The organism is Streptomyces sp. NPDC018026 (assembly GCF_044327745.1).
GTDB lineage: Bacteria > Actinomycetota > Actinomycetes > Streptomycetales > Streptomycetaceae > Streptomyces > Streptomyces rubrogriseus.
Genome location: NZ_JBIRFY010000014.1, coordinates 150,750 through 167,243 on the forward strand (window position 1 = coordinate 150,750; position 16,494 = coordinate 167,243).

The 16,494-nt window shown below is 67.7% G+C and carries 15 protein-coding genes; 12 read left to right on the forward strand and 3 right to left on the reverse strand.

What is annotated here, in order from left to right; all coding sequences use genetic code 11:
* Positions 1–21: 21 nt before the first annotated feature.
* Positions 22–912: a VOC family protein gene (locus tag ACH4D3_RS33050; RefSeq protein WP_398329851.1), complete on the reverse strand. Its 891-nt coding sequence runs from the start codon at positions 910–912 to the stop codon at positions 22–24.
* A gap of 403 nt (positions 913–1,315) precedes the next feature.
* On the opposite strand from ACH4D3_RS33050, the gene ACH4D3_RS33055 reads away from it, so the two are divergent.
* Together ACH4D3_RS33055 and ACH4D3_RS33060 are read left to right on the forward strand one after the other, a co-directional pair.
* Positions 1,316–1,930, forward strand: coding sequence for a TetR/AcrR family transcriptional regulator (locus ACH4D3_RS33055; RefSeq protein WP_398329854.1), 615 nt, complete (start codon positions 1,316–1,318; stop codon positions 1,928–1,930).
* A 122-nt stretch (positions 1,931–2,052) separates the two neighbouring features.
* Positions 2,053–3,087, forward strand: coding sequence for an alpha/beta hydrolase (locus ACH4D3_RS33060; RefSeq protein ID WP_398329857.1), 1,035 nt, complete (start codon positions 2,053–2,055; stop codon positions 3,085–3,087).
* Positions 3,088–3,464: 377 nt separating this feature from the next.
* Here ACH4D3_RS33060 and ACH4D3_RS33065 read toward each other — a convergent pair whose 3' ends face one another.
* Positions 3,465–4,349 carry a LysR substrate-binding domain-containing protein gene (locus ACH4D3_RS33065; protein WP_398329860.1) on the reverse strand — a complete coding sequence of 295 codons (885 nt, stop codon included), beginning with the start codon at positions 4,347–4,349 and terminating at the stop codon, positions 3,465–3,467.
* Positions 4,350–4,432: 83 nt separating this feature from the next.
* On the opposite strand from ACH4D3_RS33065, the gene ACH4D3_RS33070 reads away from it, so the two are divergent.
* From ACH4D3_RS33070 to ACH4D3_RS33080, 3 genes are read left to right on the forward strand one after another with little or no spacing between them, the layout of a single operon-like run.
* Entirely contained in the window at positions 4,433–5,638 is a 1,206-nt protein-coding gene (locus ACH4D3_RS33070; RefSeq protein WP_398329863.1) for a thiolase family protein, read from the forward strand.
* Complete coding sequence (locus ACH4D3_RS33075; RefSeq protein ID WP_398329866.1) at positions 5,635–6,306, forward strand: 3-oxoacid CoA-transferase subunit A; 672 nt, start codon at positions 5,635–5,637, stop codon at positions 6,304–6,306. The genes ACH4D3_RS33070 and ACH4D3_RS33075 overlap by 4 nt, the downstream gene beginning before the upstream one ends.
* Entirely contained in the window at positions 6,303–6,977 is a 675-nt protein-coding gene (locus tag ACH4D3_RS33080) for a 3-oxoacid CoA-transferase subunit B (protein ID WP_398329869.1), read from the forward strand. The genes ACH4D3_RS33075 and ACH4D3_RS33080 overlap by 4 nt, the downstream gene beginning before the upstream one ends.
* A 12-nt stretch (positions 6,978–6,989) precedes the next feature.
* Here ACH4D3_RS33080 and ACH4D3_RS33085 read toward each other — a convergent pair whose 3' ends face one another.
* Positions 6,990–8,024 (reverse strand): LacI family DNA-binding transcriptional regulator, encoded by a 1,035-nt coding sequence (locus ACH4D3_RS33085; protein ID WP_398329872.1) that lies wholly within the window; start codon positions 8,022–8,024, stop codon positions 6,990–6,992.
* A 143-nt stretch (positions 8,025–8,167) separates the two neighbouring features.
* On the opposite strand from ACH4D3_RS33085, the gene ACH4D3_RS33090 reads away from it, so the two are divergent.
* The 7 genes from ACH4D3_RS33090 (at position 8,168) to ACH4D3_RS33120 (ending at position 16,469) form a co-directional block, all read left to right on the forward strand.
* A complete protein-coding gene (locus ACH4D3_RS33090) occupies positions 8,168–8,971 on the forward strand; it encodes an enoyl-CoA hydratase/isomerase family protein (RefSeq protein WP_398329875.1) in 804 nt (267 codons plus the stop codon).
* 49 nt (positions 8,972–9,020) lie between these two features.
* A complete protein-coding gene (locus ACH4D3_RS33095; RefSeq protein WP_398329878.1) occupies positions 9,021–10,031 on the forward strand; it encodes an MBL fold metallo-hydrolase in 1,011 nt (336 codons plus the stop codon).
* A 5-nt stretch (positions 10,032–10,036) separates the two neighbouring features.
* Positions 10,037–12,448 carry a xanthine dehydrogenase family protein molybdopterin-binding subunit gene (locus ACH4D3_RS33100; protein WP_398329881.1) on the forward strand — a complete coding sequence of 804 codons (2,412 nt, stop codon included), beginning with the start codon at positions 10,037–10,039 and terminating at the stop codon, positions 12,446–12,448.
* Positions 12,445–13,311, forward strand: coding sequence for an FAD binding domain-containing protein (locus ACH4D3_RS33105; RefSeq protein WP_398329884.1), 867 nt, complete (start codon positions 12,445–12,447; stop codon positions 13,309–13,311). Before ACH4D3_RS33100 ends, ACH4D3_RS33105 begins: the two co-directional genes overlap by 4 nt.
* A complete protein-coding gene (locus ACH4D3_RS33110) occupies positions 13,308–13,811 on the forward strand; it encodes a (2Fe-2S)-binding protein (RefSeq protein WP_398329887.1) in 504 nt (167 codons plus the stop codon). Before ACH4D3_RS33105 ends, ACH4D3_RS33110 begins: the two co-directional genes overlap by 4 nt.
* A 159-nt stretch (positions 13,812–13,970) precedes the next feature.
* Positions 13,971–15,230: an MFS transporter gene (locus tag ACH4D3_RS33115; protein WP_398329889.1), complete on the forward strand. Its 1,260-nt coding sequence runs from the start codon at positions 13,971–13,973 to the stop codon at positions 15,228–15,230.
* A gap of 87 nt (positions 15,231–15,317) precedes the next feature.
* The gene (locus tag ACH4D3_RS33120) at positions 15,318–16,469 is read left to right on the forward strand and encodes an XdhC family protein (protein WP_398329892.1); all 1,152 of its coding nucleotides are present in this window, start codon (positions 15,318–15,320) and stop codon (positions 16,467–16,469) included.
* The last annotated feature ends 25 nt before the right edge of the window (positions 16,470–16,494 follow it).

Genomic DNA, 16,494 nt, shown 5'->3' on the forward strand with positions numbered 1-16,494 from the left:
GGGACCGGCTGTGGGTGTGGCTCAGTGCGTGTGGCTGCGGTCGTGCCCCCAGAACGCGGCCGCGTTCCAGTTGGTGACGGTCCAGGTGTCGTCGTCGATCAGTTTGCCTTCCGTGCCGTACTCGACGCCGATCCCGGAAGGCGACTTCATGTAGAACGAAAGCATTCCGTCATTGGTGTGCCGTCCCAGAGTGGCAGTCAGCGATATCTCACGGGCGCGGACCTCGTCGAGAGCACGGCCGACGGCGTCGATACTTTCGACTTCGAGCATGAAATGGTCCATGTAAGGTTTGGCTCCCTCGGCGGCCGGACCGAATGCGAGCGAATGGTGGCGCGGATTGACGTGCGTGAAGGTGAGCACCAATGGCTTGTAGGTGATGCGGTCGGTGACCCTGAAACCCAGCGTGTTCAGGTAGAAATCGACCATCTTCTCCGTGTCCGGCGCCGCGAGGACGATATGCCCCAACCCCAGGTCCCGGCCCTCGGGGTCCTGGGTGGTGAAGTGGACGCCTGTCGGCGAGACGAACGGCTCGGCGACGGTCGCCGCGCCGTAGAAGAGTTCCAGGTGGAAGCCGGCCGGATCCTCGAACTGGAAGAGCCGGACGACCCCTCGGACCTCGGCGAGCTGCGGGTTCTCCTTGACGGTCACACCTGCGGACTCCAGCTCGCTGACCTGGGCGTCGAGGTTCGCCTCGTTGGCCACTTCCCACCCGACGTAGCTCAGCGCGTCCTCGCCGGCGCGGACGGCGATGCGATGGTGCCGGCTGTCCATGCGAAGGAACAGCGTGTCGACGTTCTCCTCGTCCGCAGTCCTGGTGACCTGAAGTCCCAGGATCTCGGTGGCGAACGTCTGCCACGCGTCGAGGTCTCGTGCACCGATCCCGATATACCCGAGAGCACTGACGTAAGGCACAGGTTTCTCCTCAATCGAAAGAAGTGTGGCGCTGTCCGGCGAGCAACGACGGGCTTTGAGGGGCGCAAAATTCTGCAGATTTCTGATTCCACTAGAAATAAAGCGGTTCCGAGGGCGCGAGGGAAGAACGCATCGCACTCACCTTTCCCGGCACGCGGGTACCGCGGTGTGTGCACTCGACAACTCGGCCGGATCAGCGGCCTGTCGCCGACCGGCGCCTGCGACGAACGGCCGCCCTGAGGCGTGCGGACACGTCATCCTCCGTTCCTGGGGTCCTGATGGACGTCCGAAAGACCTCGCAGGGAGGTCCGACCAGGCGGCTCCTATGTGAGAGTCACACTCTCACATAGCCGTAACCGTAAAGTAGCACCGTTGACCCACGCAAGAGGGAGGAAGGCTTCTCTTGGCAACCGAGAAGACGGCGTCGCCGGCCCCGCGCCGCCGCGTCCGCGCGGACGCCCAGCGCAGCATCGAGCAGATCCTGGCCGCGGCCGACCGGCTCGTGAAGCGCGTGGGTCCGGCAGTGCCCCTCGACGAGGTGGCGAGAGAGGCCGGCGTCGCGCCTGCGACGCTCTACCGACACTTTCCCACTCGTATGCACCTGTTCGAGCGGGTCTACGGCGACCGCACCGCCAGGGTCGCGGAACATGCCCGCGCACTGACCGGCACGGGCGAGCCCATGGAGACGTTCCGGCAGTGGCTCGACTCCTTCGTGTCACTCGGCATCGAGTCCCAGGGTGTTCTCGTCCAACTGATGGCCCAGGGCCTGCAGCAGAGTGACGCCGCGGGCAATGCGGAGCGGGGCCACAACCTCGTCGTCGACGCGGTCGACGGCCTGCTCCGCCAGGCGCAGGATGCTGGAGCGGTCCGTGCGGACATCGATCCCGAAGACGTCGTCTTCCTGGTCAGCGGCGTGATTCTGGCGCTGGGATCCCAGCTTGGTACCGCTCCGGACGAGCGCCGCACGCGCGCCGATCGTGCTCTTCACATCGTTCTCAGAGGGATCAGTTCACCCTGACCTCGGTGGCCGGCAGCTCCCGTTCCGCACCTGCCGGCCGATACTCCTACGAGCCGTGTTCCCGACACCGGATACCTGTCCGATGTGGACAACCATGGACGCGGACCATAGCGTTCGCGTCCATGGAACTGGTGACGGAGCCGCGTCTTCGCGGCATCATCGAACAGATCACACCCCATCTGGCCAATGGCAAGGCCCCCGTCGTCAAGCAACCTCCGATCGAGCCCGCCGCCCGGGAGGCCTGGTTCAGCACGGTCACGCGGGAGCGTGACCGACAGCAAGCGCAGATCAGCGCGGCGGGTGGCGTGACGCCGGACCTCACGGACGTCGAGGTGAGCGAGGTCCGCATCCCCGTCAGCGGTACCTGCGGATGGTCTGGTTGCCCTGCGTGCACGGCGGGCTCGATCGACGCGATCATCTACCGTCCCGTCCGGGCGAGCGCCGCCCCGGCTTGTCTGCACTTCCACGGCGGTGGCTTCTGGGTCGGCGGCGGACTCGACGTCCTGCGGACCAACGCCGCGGCGCATGCCGCGCGCGCCCGCGAACTCGACGTTGTCGTCATCGACGTCGACTACCGGATGGCGCCCACCCACAAGTTCCCGCTCCCAGTCGAGGACTGCTACACGGCGCTGACCTGGGTAGCGGACAACGCCGAGCAGCTCGGTGTCGACCCGGCCCGACTGGCGGTGAGCGGCGGCAGCGCCGGCGGCAACCTGACCGCGGCGGTGGCCCTGATGAGCCGTGACCGCGGCGGTCCGGTCCTCTCGGCGCAGGTGCTCAACATCCCGGTGACCGACAGCGGTTGCAACACGGCCTCGATGCATCTCTTCGCCGAGGGCTACGTCATGACCCGGCAGAACGCCCTGGAGATGTGGGACATGTACCTCGCCTCACCGGTCGACGCACATAATCCCTATGCCTCCCCCATGCACGCGGCCAACCTTCGCGGCCTGCCCCCCACGCTCGTGATTCTCGGCGACTACGACCTCTTGCGGGACGAAGGCAGTGCCTACGCCCAGCGCCTCGTGGACGACGGTGTCACCGTGACGGTGCGGCGCCTGCCCCAGGCCCATGGCGCCGAGTTGCCCGAGAACGGCCCCGAGACCGAGCGCCTCATCAACGACCTTCTCCGCGCGAACCTGCTCAGAGGCCAGTGACCCCTCCAGGTCTCGCGTGGGGTGTGGCACTTCCGGCGCAGACACGCTCCTCTCCCTCAGCGATGAGGTGCCGCCCGGCCCTCCTCAGGCCGAAGACGCCTCCCCATGCCCGATGTTGCCGACTCGGACGTCGTCTGCGGTGACACCCGGAGTCCGCCACGTGCCGCCCTGCGCCAACCAGTTGAGGAGCAGGGGCTGCAGACGGTCCACATGGGCTCGGCCTCGCCTCGGGGGTGCGGCGCTCCTCGAACTCCTCCCACAACGCATGCAGTCCGCTCTGCCCAGCCGGCGCCCGCGGCACTGTCGTACAGCGGTGTGTCACACCGGCGTAGGTCTCGGCCCAAACCGCCCGAGGCGCGAGCTGGGGTCCGATGCCGTCAGCCGCGCACGCTCTGCCTGATCACCTCGGCGACGCGGGTGGCGGCAGGGGAATTGCGGTCCGTGCGACGGAGCAGGAGAAGGTCGACCGTTTCGGTGTCCGCCAGTGGCACATACGTCACGCCTTCCAGGCCGAGACTCCGCACCGACTGCGGAACCAGTGCCACACCATGACCCGCCGCGACGAACACGACCAACGTCGCCGTCTCACTGACCTCCACCAAGGAAGAGGGCTCGAAGCCGGCACGTCGGCACGCCGCCAGCACTCGCTCGTACATCGAGGAACGTGCCTGCGAGGGGTGAATCACGAACGGTTCGCCGGCGAGCTCCCCCAGCGGCACGACACGGCGACTCGCGAACGGATGATGAGCCGGGAGCACCGCCACGAGTGGCTCGGAACGCAGTGGGGTGACGCGGATGCCCTCGTCGGGCGCCGCCTGGCGAACCACCACGAGGTCGTACGTGTCGTCGAGCAGCCCCTCGACCAGACGTGGGGCGAGAACCTCCCCGTGCAGGTCCATGGCGACCGCCGGGAGGTGTGCCCTCACCGTACGCGCGACCTGCGGCAGCACGTCGTAGGTCGCCGTTCCGATGAATCCGACGGACACCCGGCCCGCCCGCCCTGCCGCCAGCTCGTGCAGGTGGGAGCGCGCGCGTTCCTCTCCGCCGACGAGTGTCCCGGCGTGGTCGAGGAGCTGGTGACCGGCTTCCGTCAGTTCGACGCGTCGCGTGGTCCGGTTGAACAGGGCGATCCCCAGTTCGGCCTCCAGCTGCTTGATCTGTTGGGAGAGGGCAGGCTGCGCGATGTGCAGACGGGTTGCGGCGCGTCCGAAGTGGCACTCCTCGGCCACGGCGAGGAAGTACCGCAGCTGACGGATCTCCATGCCGCTATTTTAGAGCACAAAGTTATCAATCTATAAGAATTATGTGTTGGACGCGATGAACTGCGTGTTTCTACGGTGACGGGGTGACCGAAAGCTATGTGTATGCGGCAGCAAGAACTCCCTTCGGACGGTACGCGGGTGCCCTTGCCGAGGTGAGGCCGGACGACCTCGCCGCGCAGGCGATCACCGGTGTCCTCGCCAAGACGCCCGCACTCGATCCGGCAGAGATCGACGACGTCGTCTGGGGCAACGCCAACGGGGCCGGCGAGGACAACCGCAACCTGGGGCGAATGGCCGCCCTGCTGGCGGGCCTTCCCACCTCGGTTCCCGCCACGACGGTGAACCGCCTGTGCGGGTCCTCGCTCGACGCGGCCATCATCGCCTCACGCGCCATCGAGACGGGCGACGTGGACATCGTGCTCTGCGGCGGAGCCGAGTCGATGAGCCGGGCTCCCTGGGTCCTGCCCAAGCCCGCGCGGGGTTTCCCCGCCGGGGACGTCACCGCGGTGTCGACCACGCTGGGGTGGCGGCTGGTGAACGAGCGGATGCCGAAGGAGTGGACCGTTTCCCTGGGCGAGGCGAACGAGCGGCTCGCCGAACGCTTCGGCGTCCCCCGCGAACGGCAGGACGCCTTCGCGGTACGTTCTCACACGCTGGCCGACCGGGCATGGAACGCGGGCTTCTACGACGGCCTGGTCGTGCCGGTCCAGACCGGAACCGCCGACGCCGCGGTCCACCGGGACGAGGGGATCCGCCCCGGCGCCACCGTCGAGACGCTTGCCGGGCTCAGGCCCGCTTTCCGGCCCGACGGTGTCATCACGGCCGGCAACGCCTCCCCCCTCAACGACGGTGCGTCGGCCGTGCTGCTCGGTTCCGCCGACGCCTCCACGCACATCGGCACCCCGCCCCTCGCTCGGATCGCCGGCCGCGCCGCCACCGCCCTCGACCCGCAGATGTTCGGGTTCGCCCCAGTGGAAGCGGCCGACCGCGCACTGAGGAACGCCGGCATCTCCTGGGCCGATGTCGCCGCGGTCGAGCTCAACGAGGCGTTCGCCGTACAGTCCTTGGCCTGCATGGACGCTTGGGGAGTCGACCCGGAGATCGTCAACACCAAGGGCGGCGCCATAGCACTGGGTCACCCCCTGGGCGCCTCGGGGGGCCGGATCCTGGGCACCCTCGCCCATCGGCTGCGCGAGTCCGACGAGCGCTGGGGTGTCGCGGCCCTGTGTATCGGTGTCGGTCAGGGCCTCGCCGTCGTGCTGGAGAATGTGACGGGGAGCAGGGGATGAGCGCGCAGTGGTGCGGCAACGCGGACGAGGCGGTCGCCGGAATCCAGGACGGCTCCACCGTGCTGGTCGGCGGATTCGGTATGGCAGGCATGCCGGTGGATCTGATCGACGCGCTCCTCAGACAGGGCGCCGGCGACTTGACCGTGGTGTCGAACAACGCCGGCAACGGTGACACCGGGCTCGCCGCCCTGCTCGCCGCCGGCCGCGTCCGCAAGGTGATCTGCTCCTTCCCGCGGCAGGCCGACTCCTGGGTGTTCGACGGGCTCTACCGGGCGGGAAAGGTCGAGCTGGAAGTCGTGCCCCAGGGCAACCTCGCCGAACGGATCAGGGCCGCTGGCGCGGGCATCGGAGCCTTCTTCTGTCCCACCGCGGTGGGCACCCTCCTCTCCGAAGGGAAGGAGACCCGGGAGATCGACGGACACGCCTACGTACTGGAATACCCGATCAAGGGTGATGTGGCGCTCATCGGTGCTCACCGGGCCGACCGCATGGGCAATCTCGTCTACCGCAAGACCGCGCGGAACTTCGGACCGGTCATGGCGACCGCGGCGACCACGGTGATTGCGCAGGTACGCGAGATCGTCGAAACCGGTGAGATCGATCCGGAAACCGTGGTCACCCCCGGCATCTACGTCGACCACGTGGTACAGGAGGTGGATTGGGCATGAACGCTGCCATGCGCACACCGCGCGAGAAGGCCCCACTGGACAAGCACCAGATCGCGGCCCTGGTGGCCGGCCAGATCCCCGACGGGGCGTTCGTGAATCTCGGTATAGGCCTGCCGACCCTCGTCGCCGACCACTTGCGGCCGGACTCTGGTGTCGTGCTGCACACAGAGAACGGCATGCTCAACATGGGTCGCGCCGCCCGGGAAGACGAAGTCGACCCGGACCTGACCAACGCCGGCAAGGTACCCGTCACCGAGCTGCCCGGAGCGGCCTACTTCCACCATGCGGACTCCTTCGCCATGATGCGCGGCGGGCACCTGGACCTCTGTGTCCTGGGCGCCTACCAGGTCTCCGCCGCGGGTGACCTGGCGAACTGGCACACCGGGGCGCCCGATGCCATACCCGCCGTCGGCGGGGCCATGGATCTCGCGATCGGCGCCAAGCAGGTGTTCGTGGTGATGACACTCTTCACCAGGGACGGCACGCCCAAGCTGGTGCGCGAATGCGGCTATCCCCTCACCGGGCTTCGATGCGTCGACCGTGTTTACACCGACCTGGCGGTGTTCGACATCTCGCCCCGAGCAGTCAGCGTGACGCACACCTTCGGCACCACCTTCGACGAGCTCGCCGCACGACTGGACATACCGCTGCTGGATGCCACCAAGGAGTGAGGCATACGGCGCTCACCCTGGCGCCGCGGTCGACGCGCGTTCGATCAGGTGGGGACTCTGGGGAACCACGATCCTGCGTGGCTCCCCTCCCGCGGCCATGTCGAGTGCGAGCTCGACCGCCTCTATCCCGAGTTCCTTGACCGGCAGGGCCACGGTCGTGAGCGACGGTGTCAAGAAGCCGGCCAGATCGTCGTCGTGCAGGGAGATGATCGAGAGTTCCTCGGGAACCGCGAATCCCATGGTCTGGGCAGCCGCCAGTGCACCCACCCCCATGGGGAAGGTCGCTGAGAAGATCGCGGTGGGCCGGCCGCCGTCACCGGTCAGCAGCCGCTGCGTACCGCTGAAGCCGGCGGAGTAGTCGCGCCCTTCGAGTGAGACGGTGAGCGCATCGACTCCTGTCGAGCGAATCGCCTCCCTGTACCCGTGCCGGCGCCGGACCATGGTGTCGAGGGAGGGCGGACCGAACACGCCGCCCACCCGCCGGTGGCCGAGGTCGGCCAGATGCCGCACCGCCAGGGCCGCCGCGTCGCCGTCGCGCAGGACGACACTGGCCTTCACCGACCGCACCTGCCGGTTCAGCAGCACCACCCGGTGCGGCGCCCACTCGGCGAGGCGGCGCAGGGCCTTGTCCTCGATGCGTCCGGAGGCCACGAGCATCGCGTCCACCCGGCCCTGCATCAGCATGTTCGTGATGGTTTCGTGTGGGTCACCGGCCGCGTGCGTCCCCAGGACCAGACCGTAGCCCCGCGCGGCGGCGTGCTCTTCCACGCTCTTCGCGAGGGCGGTGTACATGGGGCTTGTGAAGCCGGGCAGCAACAGTCCCAGTGTGGTCGTGCGCGCATTGCGCAGCCCCCGGGCCGCGACGTTGGCGCGGTACCCCAGCGACTCCGCCGCCGCCAGGATGCGACTGCGCGTTTCGGCCGAGGCGAAGCCCCGCGGATCATCACGCAGGACCCTGGAGACCAGGCTGGTGTGGACACCCGCTGCCGCGGCGACATCCGCCAGCGTGGGCCTTCGCGGTCCGGTCGGCTTACGGTCCGTAGTCATCGTGGCCTCCGTGCGGCTCTATGGCGTCCGGCCTGATGAACTTTTTATATCAAACGATTGACCGCCATGTAACACGCTTCTAGCGTCTGCGGTACCGAATGGCTCGAACCCCTGCCGTGAGGCAGCGAACAGGAGAGATCGCAGTGACTGGGACCAACGCGAGCATCACTCATTTCCAGCGCCCGCCGTCACGGTTCAAGGAGTACAAGGACCGGTACGAAACCATCGACATGGAGCGCACCGACGACGGTGTTCTGACGATGCGGTTCCACACGAACGAAGGCCCTCTTCAGTGGAGCCTGCAGGCTCACTACGAATTCGAGGACGCCTTCGCACAGGTAGGACGAGACCGTGACAATGACGTCATTATTCTGACGGGCACGGGTGACGCCTTCAGCGGCCCCGCGATCGAGCCCGGCAGCCACCCGAACCGCAACAGCATGACCCCTTCGCACTACGACCCGATCCTGTGGGAGGGCAAGCACCTGCTCCCCAACCTCCTCGCGATCGAGGCACCGGTGATCGCCGCGATCAACGGTCCCGCGGTGCGCCACGCCGAGATCCCACTGCTGTCGGACATCGTTCTCGCGACCGACTCGACGTATTTTCAGGACACGGCCCACTTCGCCGGCGGGATGGTCCCCGGAGACGGCATGCACATCATCATGCCCCTGCTCATGGGGCCCACGCGCGGCCGGTACTTCCTGTACACGGGGCAGAAGATCGAGGCGGCCGAGGCCAAGGACCTCGGCCTGGTCAACGAGGTCCTTCCCGAGGACCAGCTCCTCGACCGAGCACGGGACCTGGCCGCGGAGCTGCTGAAGCAGCCTCGGCTCGTCCGGCGTTACACACGCACGGTCGTGACCGAGACCCTGCGAGGTCAGATGCACGGCCTGCTCGGTTACGGTCTGGCGCTCGAAGGCCTGGCCCGTATGCGCGAAAGCTGACCGCCCCACCACATCAACGACAGTGCGGACTTGAGATCAGGAGCGGATGATGGCCTCCAATTGGAACAAGTTCTATCGCGGATATGTCGAAGAGCCCAGCCTGGCCGAGGTGGGAGACGGAATTTACGCGTATCTCCACCACGACGGCAGCTGGGGGCTCAACAACTCTGGATTCATCCATTCGGGCCACGAGCTCGCGGTGATCGACACCGCCCTCACCGAAGATCGCACCCGTCTGTTCCGTGAATCGATGACACGCAGGTCCGGCGTCGAAAGTCCTCAGATTCTGATCAATACGCACCATCACAGTGATCACACTTTCGGCAATTCGGTTTTCGACGATGCCTGCATCGTGGCCCACCGCCGCTGCCGGGACGCCGTGGTGAAGCAGGGGCTCAAACCCACGGAGCAGGACCCGATCGTCCCGTGGGGATCTCTGAAGGTCCGCCCCCCTCAGCTCCTCTTCGACGAGAAGCTGGAGCTGTACGTCGGCGATCACCGGGCCGAACTCATCTTCGTCGGCCCGGCACACACCGACAACGACATCGTGGTCTGGCTGCCCGACGCACGCGTTCTGTTCGCCGGAGACGTGCTCTTCCACGACGCGACACCCATCACCCACGGCGGCTCCACCGCCGGATCCGTGCGGGCACTCAACACCATGAAGGCCCTCGAACCGCGCGTCATCGTGCCGGGCCACGGCACGGTCTGCGGTCCGGATGTGCTCGACCAGTGGCTCGGATACTTCTCCTTCGTCGCCGACACCGCGGCGAAGGCCCTGGACGCCAACCTGTCCGTGCTGGAGGCCGCCCGGCAGCAGGACCTCGGCGAATACGCCGAGTGGCAGCACCCGGAACGCTTCGTGCTGAATCTGCACCGGGCCTACGAGGAACTCAGGTACGGCTCCAAGGCCGTTGTCGACGAAGCCGCGGCATTCGACGACATGCTGCGCCTCGACCCCGCCTCCTACGGCCACCGCATCATCAAGAATCGCGAGGCCTACATCGACCCGTGCTCCCCGGAGCGGGCCGACGCCCCCGGCCGTGGCCCGAAGGCGTGAGAGCCGTGAGTACCACGCCCGGCGATCCCTCGGGGAACGCACTCACCCTTGCGGAGAGCGAACGCGCGCGATGGCCGAAGTACGACGCCTTCGCCTTCATCAGCGGTGGCGCCACGTACCTGGATGACATCGAGCCCGTCGGCACCTTGCACATGGCGGTCGTACGAAGCCCTGTGGCCCGAGGCAGACTGCTCGGCATCGACGTCAGCCAGGCTCTCGCCATGGACGGCGTGGTGGCTGCCGTCGACGGCCACGAGGCCGCCCGGCATCTGGCCCCGATGCCCTATGTCCAGAACCCCGAGGACATCGACGCTCGCACGTTCAGTGTGCCGGCACTCGCGGTACACGAACTGCGCTGGTCCGGTGAGCCCGTTGCCGTGGTCGTCGCCGAGTCCGCGACGCTCGCCCGGGCCGCAGCCGCCGTGGTGCGCGTGCGCTACGAGGAACTCCCTCCGGTCCTGGACCTCGACGACCTGGGGGAGGATCCCTTTCGCGCCGAGGAGCAGTTCGCCGACCTGGTGCTGGCGGCCAACGACTTCACCCAAGGCGACACCGGCAGCGCGTTCGCGTCGGCACCCCATTCCCTTCGGAGCACCCTGCGGATCGCACGCAGCAGTACGGCACCGATGGAACCGCGCGGCTACCTCGCTTCGTGGGACGCCGACGGGCGCCTGACCGTTCACGCCTCTCATCAGCAGCCCTTCCAACTGCGCTGGGAACTCTCCACCGTGCTGCGGATCCCCGAGGACTCGATTCGCGTCGTCGTGCCCCAGGTCGGTGGATCGTTCGGTCTGAAGATGACCGGATTCGCCGAGGAGCCCCTCGTCTGTCTGCTCAGCAAGATGACCGGCCGACCGGTCAAGTTCGTCGAAAGCAGGGCCGAGTGCTTCCTCGGGGGCGGTCGCGAGCAGATCCACCGCGCCGCGGTCGCCTTCGACGACCAGGGCCGTCTCCTCGCCCTGCGCGACCACATCACCATCCCGGTCGGCGCGGCCTCCACTTCGCCCGGCTGGCGCATGGCCTACGTGACGGCGGCCACCTTCCCCAGCGCCTACGACATCCCGGCCGTGGAAATCCGTTCACGCGTCTTTCTGACGAACCAGCCTCCCTGGCACTCCTGCCGCGGCTACGGCAAGGACACCGCCATCGTGGTCATCGAGAGGCTCTTGGACATGGTCGCCGCCCACCTCGGCCTCGACCCCGCCGAGGTACGGCGGCGCAACCTGCTGGCGAGCAGCCGGCTGCCGCACCGCCTGCCATCGGGGTACCTCATCGACAGTGGTGACTTCGGTGCGCTTCTCGACCGCGCGCTCTCCCTGGCGAACTACCGGCCGGCCAAGGGGACCCGCGTCACGACCCCGGCGGACGACGTGGTCGAAGGCGTGGGCATCGCCTTCGAGATCACTCCGGAGGGCGGAGGCCATCCCGCGGGTCCACTGCGCACGGCAGCACGTCCCACGGCCCCGGCTCCCGAGACCGCCACGGTGTCGGTGAACGCCGCAGGGCGCGTCGAGGTGCGCAGCAGTGTCACCAATCCGGGAGGAGGCAACGACTCCTCGCTCGCCCTGCTCGCCGCCGCGGAGCTGGGCACCTCCCGCGCGATGGTCACGGTTGTCCAGGGCGACACCGACCGCGTCCCGCCCGGGACCGGCCATGCCAGCAGCCGGGCCACGGCCGTGGGCGGCGCCGCCGTCGTCCTGGCGGCGCGGGACGTCGCCAGCCGGCTGCGCGTGCGGGCGGCCGAGCTGACCGGCACTCGTCCGGACAGGATCACCTTCGTCGACGGGCGGGTCGAGGCCGACCGGCGTCCCGTCATGACTCTCGCCGACCTCTGCTCCGACCTGCACTCCGCCACCGGTGCGTCAGAACTGGTCGCCACCCGCTCGTACACCCCGCGGACGCAGCGGGGTCTCAACGACAGCGAGGAGTACCGCTACACGTACCCGTACGTCTCCAGCGGCGTGTATGTGGCACGGGTGCTCGTCGATCTGGCCACGGGGAAGACCACGATCACCGGCCTGGTCGCGGTGCACGACTGCGGACTCGTCATCAACCCGACGCTCGTGGAGGGCCAGATGCACGGCGCCATGGCCACCGGAGCCGGCCTGGCACTCTTCGAGGAGAGCCTGTCGGACGATGACGGCACCCTTCTCACCTCTACTTTCAAGCACTACATGCTGCCCCGTGCCAACGACCTGCCGGGCATGGTCGTCGAGCACATCGAGACACCGTCACCCAACACCCTGCTCGGCGCCAAAGGAGCCGGTGAGGCAGGAGTGGGCGGCACGATGGCCGCAGTCCTCAACGCCGTGGCGCACGCGCTCGGCCCCGACTGCCCGCCTCCGACGGCACTGCCCCTGACCCCGCCCCGGGTTCTCGATCTGCTCGCCCACGCGCAGAGGGATGTCGAACCGTGAACCGACGGATCATCAGACCACGGACCGTCGCCGAGGCCACGACCGCGCTCGCGGAAGTGACGGCGAAAGGCGGGCGCGCGCTCGTCGTCGGTGGCGGCACGATCGCTGTTCCGCAACTCACCCGGCGGGAAGTCGATCCCAGCGACATCGTCGACCTGGGCTACCTGGACATCCCTCTCGTGCGGTACGACGAGGACACCGTTCGTCTCGGTCCCGCCGCCAGCTATCAGTCACTGCTCGACACACCGAGTGCCGAGCGGCGTGTGCCCCTTCTCCACATGATGGCCAAGGGGATCACGGGCGGAATCCAGATCCGCACCCAGGGCACGATCGTCGGTTCCCTGGTCTGTGCCCGGCCCTGCTCGGACGCGCCGGCCGTCCTCGTGGCTCACGCCGCCCAGGTCTCGCTCGCCTCGGTGCGCGGCACCCGCACGATGCCGGCCGAGCGGTTCCTCACCGGTCCCGAACGATCGGACCTGTGTCCTGACGAACTGGTCACCGAACTCACCGTCCGGTCCCGTCCCGAGGCCATGGCGCACGGCTACTACAAGCTCAAGTTCGCGGAGTCCTCCTGGCCCGTGGTGACCTGCGCCTGTTGCGTCCTGACGGACGGAACGGTCGAACTCACCCTCGGTGGCGTCCGAGGTGTGCCCTGGAAGATCCGCCTGCCCGACGGTGTGGCGAACAGTCCGCGGCGGCTGCGGGACGCCCTGGAAGACCACATGTCTGCCCTCCCTGAGGACGACTTCTGGGAGGACATCCGAGCGGACGGTGCCTACCGGCGCCGAGTCGCCGCCACCGTGGCATCGCGCGCATCACGACAGGCCCACGCGCGGCTCCCCTCAGGAATGGAGCGACCATGAGCAGTCAGGAAGCCACCCAGAAGGTCACCTTCACCCTCAACGGCGAGACCACTCGCGCCGAGGTCCACGACGCCGAGACGCTGGTCGACTCCCTGCGCGAGGGCTGTGGCGTGGCCGGTGTGAGGGTGGGCTGCCGCAACGGCGACTGCGGAAGCTGCACGGCCATGGTCGACGACGCCTGCGTCAAGACCTGCCTCATGCTCGCCGGCCGGGCGCACGGATCCGAGGTCGTGACCCTCGAAGGCCTCGGCAGCCTGTCCCGACCCCACCCGGTGCAGACCGCCTTCATGGAGCACTACGCCTTCCAGTGTGGTTTCTGCCTCCCCGGCATGGTCTTCTCGACGATCAGCCTGCTCGCGCGCACCCCGCACCCGGACGAGGCGGAGATCCGGGACGCGCTGAGCGGAAACCTGTGCCGGTGCACCGGCTACGAAAACATCGTCAAGGCCGTCCGGCACGCCGCGGCGATGCTCGCGGCCGGTAACCCGGAAAACTCCTGAAACCGCCTCCCCCCGAACCTTTCATTTCCGCACAAGAACCGATCGGCGCGTGCAGGACAACCATGCACCCCACAGGAGAAGAAAGCACGACATCATTCACCTGCCGAGAATCGAAACATTTCGATTTCCGGTAAATTCCCGAAAGATGGGACCAGGACCATGCAAGCCCTAGAAGCTACCGTATACGAGAGAGAGAAAGTCACCCGCCCGCAGTTCCTTGCGTGGCTCACCGCATTCGCGGGGTGGCTGTTCGACTACTACGAGATCGCACTGATGACGTTCCTGATCGTGCCGATCGCGGCGGAGTTCGACCTCTCCTCGCAGCAGACCGCACTCCTGCTCTCGCTCCAGCTCCTGGGCATCGCGGTCGGAGGCGTTGTGTTCGGATACCTCGGAGACCGGATCGGGCGCCGTCGCGTCCTGATGATCACCATCGTGATATTCGGCGTGTTCACTCTGGCCCGAGCCTTCGTGACCGACTACAACATGCTTGTCGCGTTCGGCATACTCGCCGCGATCGGACTGGGCGGCGAATTCGGAGTCGGGCAGTCCCTGGTTTCGGAAGCCATGCCGGCAAGCAGCCGTGGCTGGTGGGGCGCCGCACTCTACAGCGGGGTGGGACTCGGACTGGCCCTGGCCGCCGTGGTCGGCGGATATCTGCTTCCCGCCATCGGCTGGCGCTGGGTCTTCGCCGTGTCGTGTCTGCCGATCCTCCTGGCGATCCTCGCGAGGTTCGCTGTACCCGAGTCCGACGAGTGGGAAGCTCAGTCTCGTGGTGAACGCGTCTCGACCGACTGGAAGCTGGTGCGCTCAAAGCTCTTCCTCAAGCCCTTCTTCCTCTGCCTCACGGCCTGTGCGATCGAGTTCTTCGCCTTCTACGGAGTCGCCGCTCTCCTGCCCAAATACCTCATCGAGGTACAGGGGTTCAGCTTCGGGAAAGCTGCCTGGTGGACGATGACCGTGGGTCTGTCGATCTTCTTGGGATCAGTGACCTGCGGAGTTCTGGCCGACCGCATCGGACGTCGTCTCACCTGGTGCATCATGGCATCCATCGCCGCCCTCGGGAGCGTCCTGCTCGGCATCGTCCTGGAGGCCGACGCGCAGGGCTTCCTGAGCCTGGCACCGGTCTTCATCATGTACTTCGGCACCGGCGTCGCCGCGGCCTTCGGCCTGGTCTTCTCCGAGCAGTTCCCGACTCGGGTCCGTTCGTTGGGCGTCGGCAGTTCACTGCAGCTCGGACGAGGGCTTTCCTTCTTCCCGCCACTCATCGCCGCGGCCGTCTATCCGGTGTACGGATACTCGGTCCTCGTCTTCTCGGGTGCCGCCCTCTTCGTCGTCCTCGCCGCCGTGGGATGGGCGTTCAAGGAGGGGCGCGGGCGGGCCATGTCCGACATCGAGGCCGACTTCGCCGCCCGTTGACGAAGCAGTCCTTCATGTGCGGCGCCGAGGGGAGCTGCCGCACATGGACACCTGGGCAGCGGCCGCGCGAGAAAGGGAAGCCTGTCAGTGCTGGACATCGCCGACGAGTTGGTCCGGTGGGTGGAGCGTGGACTCGACTTCGCCGTGGCCACAGTGGTGGCCGTCAGTGGCAGTGCGCCCCGGCAGCCGGGCGCGGCCCTCGCCGTCGACGGTGACGGCCGCGCCATCGGGTCGGTCTCGGGCGGCTGTGTGGAGAGCACCGTCTACGAACTGTGCCGCGAGGCGATCGAGGACGGACGCAGCCGACTGGAGCGGTTCGGGTACAGCGACGCCGAAGCCTTCACCGTGGGTCTGACCTGCGGCGGCGTCATCGACATTCTCGTCACACCGGTCCGGTCCGGGGACCGGACGGTACGCGACGTGCTGGCAGCGGCGCTCACGGCTGCCGCCACCGGGAAGGCGGCGGCGCTCGCCCGCATCGTCTCCGGCCCACCCGACCTCATGGGCCGCGCCCTGCTGGTACGTCCGGGCGGTCGTCGGCAGGGCAGTTTCGGCACCCACTCCGAACTTGACCTCACCGTGGCCGTTGAGGCACTTGCCCACCTCGACGCCGGCCGCACCGGCACCCTGGAGGTGGGAGAGCAGGGCTCTCGCTGCGGCGCCCCGCTCACGCTCCTGATCGAGTCCTCGCTGCCCGCGCCGCGAATGATCATCTTCGGTGCGATCGACTTCGCGTCGGCGCTGGTCAGGATGGGCAAGTTCCTCGGCTATCACGTCACCGTCTGCGACGCACGGCCCGTGTTCACGACCGCGGCCCGGTTCCCCGACGCGGACGAGATCGTCATCGAATGGCCGCACCGCTATCTCGAACGCACCCACGTGGACGCCCGCACCGTACTGTGCGTGCTCACCCATGACACCAAGTTCGATGTGCCCGTGCTCCACCGCGCGCTGCGTCTGCCGATCGCCTACGTGGGCGCCCTGGGCTCCCGCCGGACTCACATCAACCGCAACGAACGCCTGCGTGAAGCGGGCCTCACGGATGGGGAGCTGGCTCGACTGCGCTCCCCGATCGGTCTCGACCTCGGCGCCCGCACTCCGGAGGAGACCGCGGTGTCCATCGCCGCCGAGATCGTGGCCCAGCGGCACGGGGGCAGCGGAGTTTCACTCACCGGAGGACACATCCCCATACACCACGGCACAGAGACAGACGGGAAGGACACAACCTCGTACATCTGAGAAGCGAGCGTCCTCGGTGGCAACG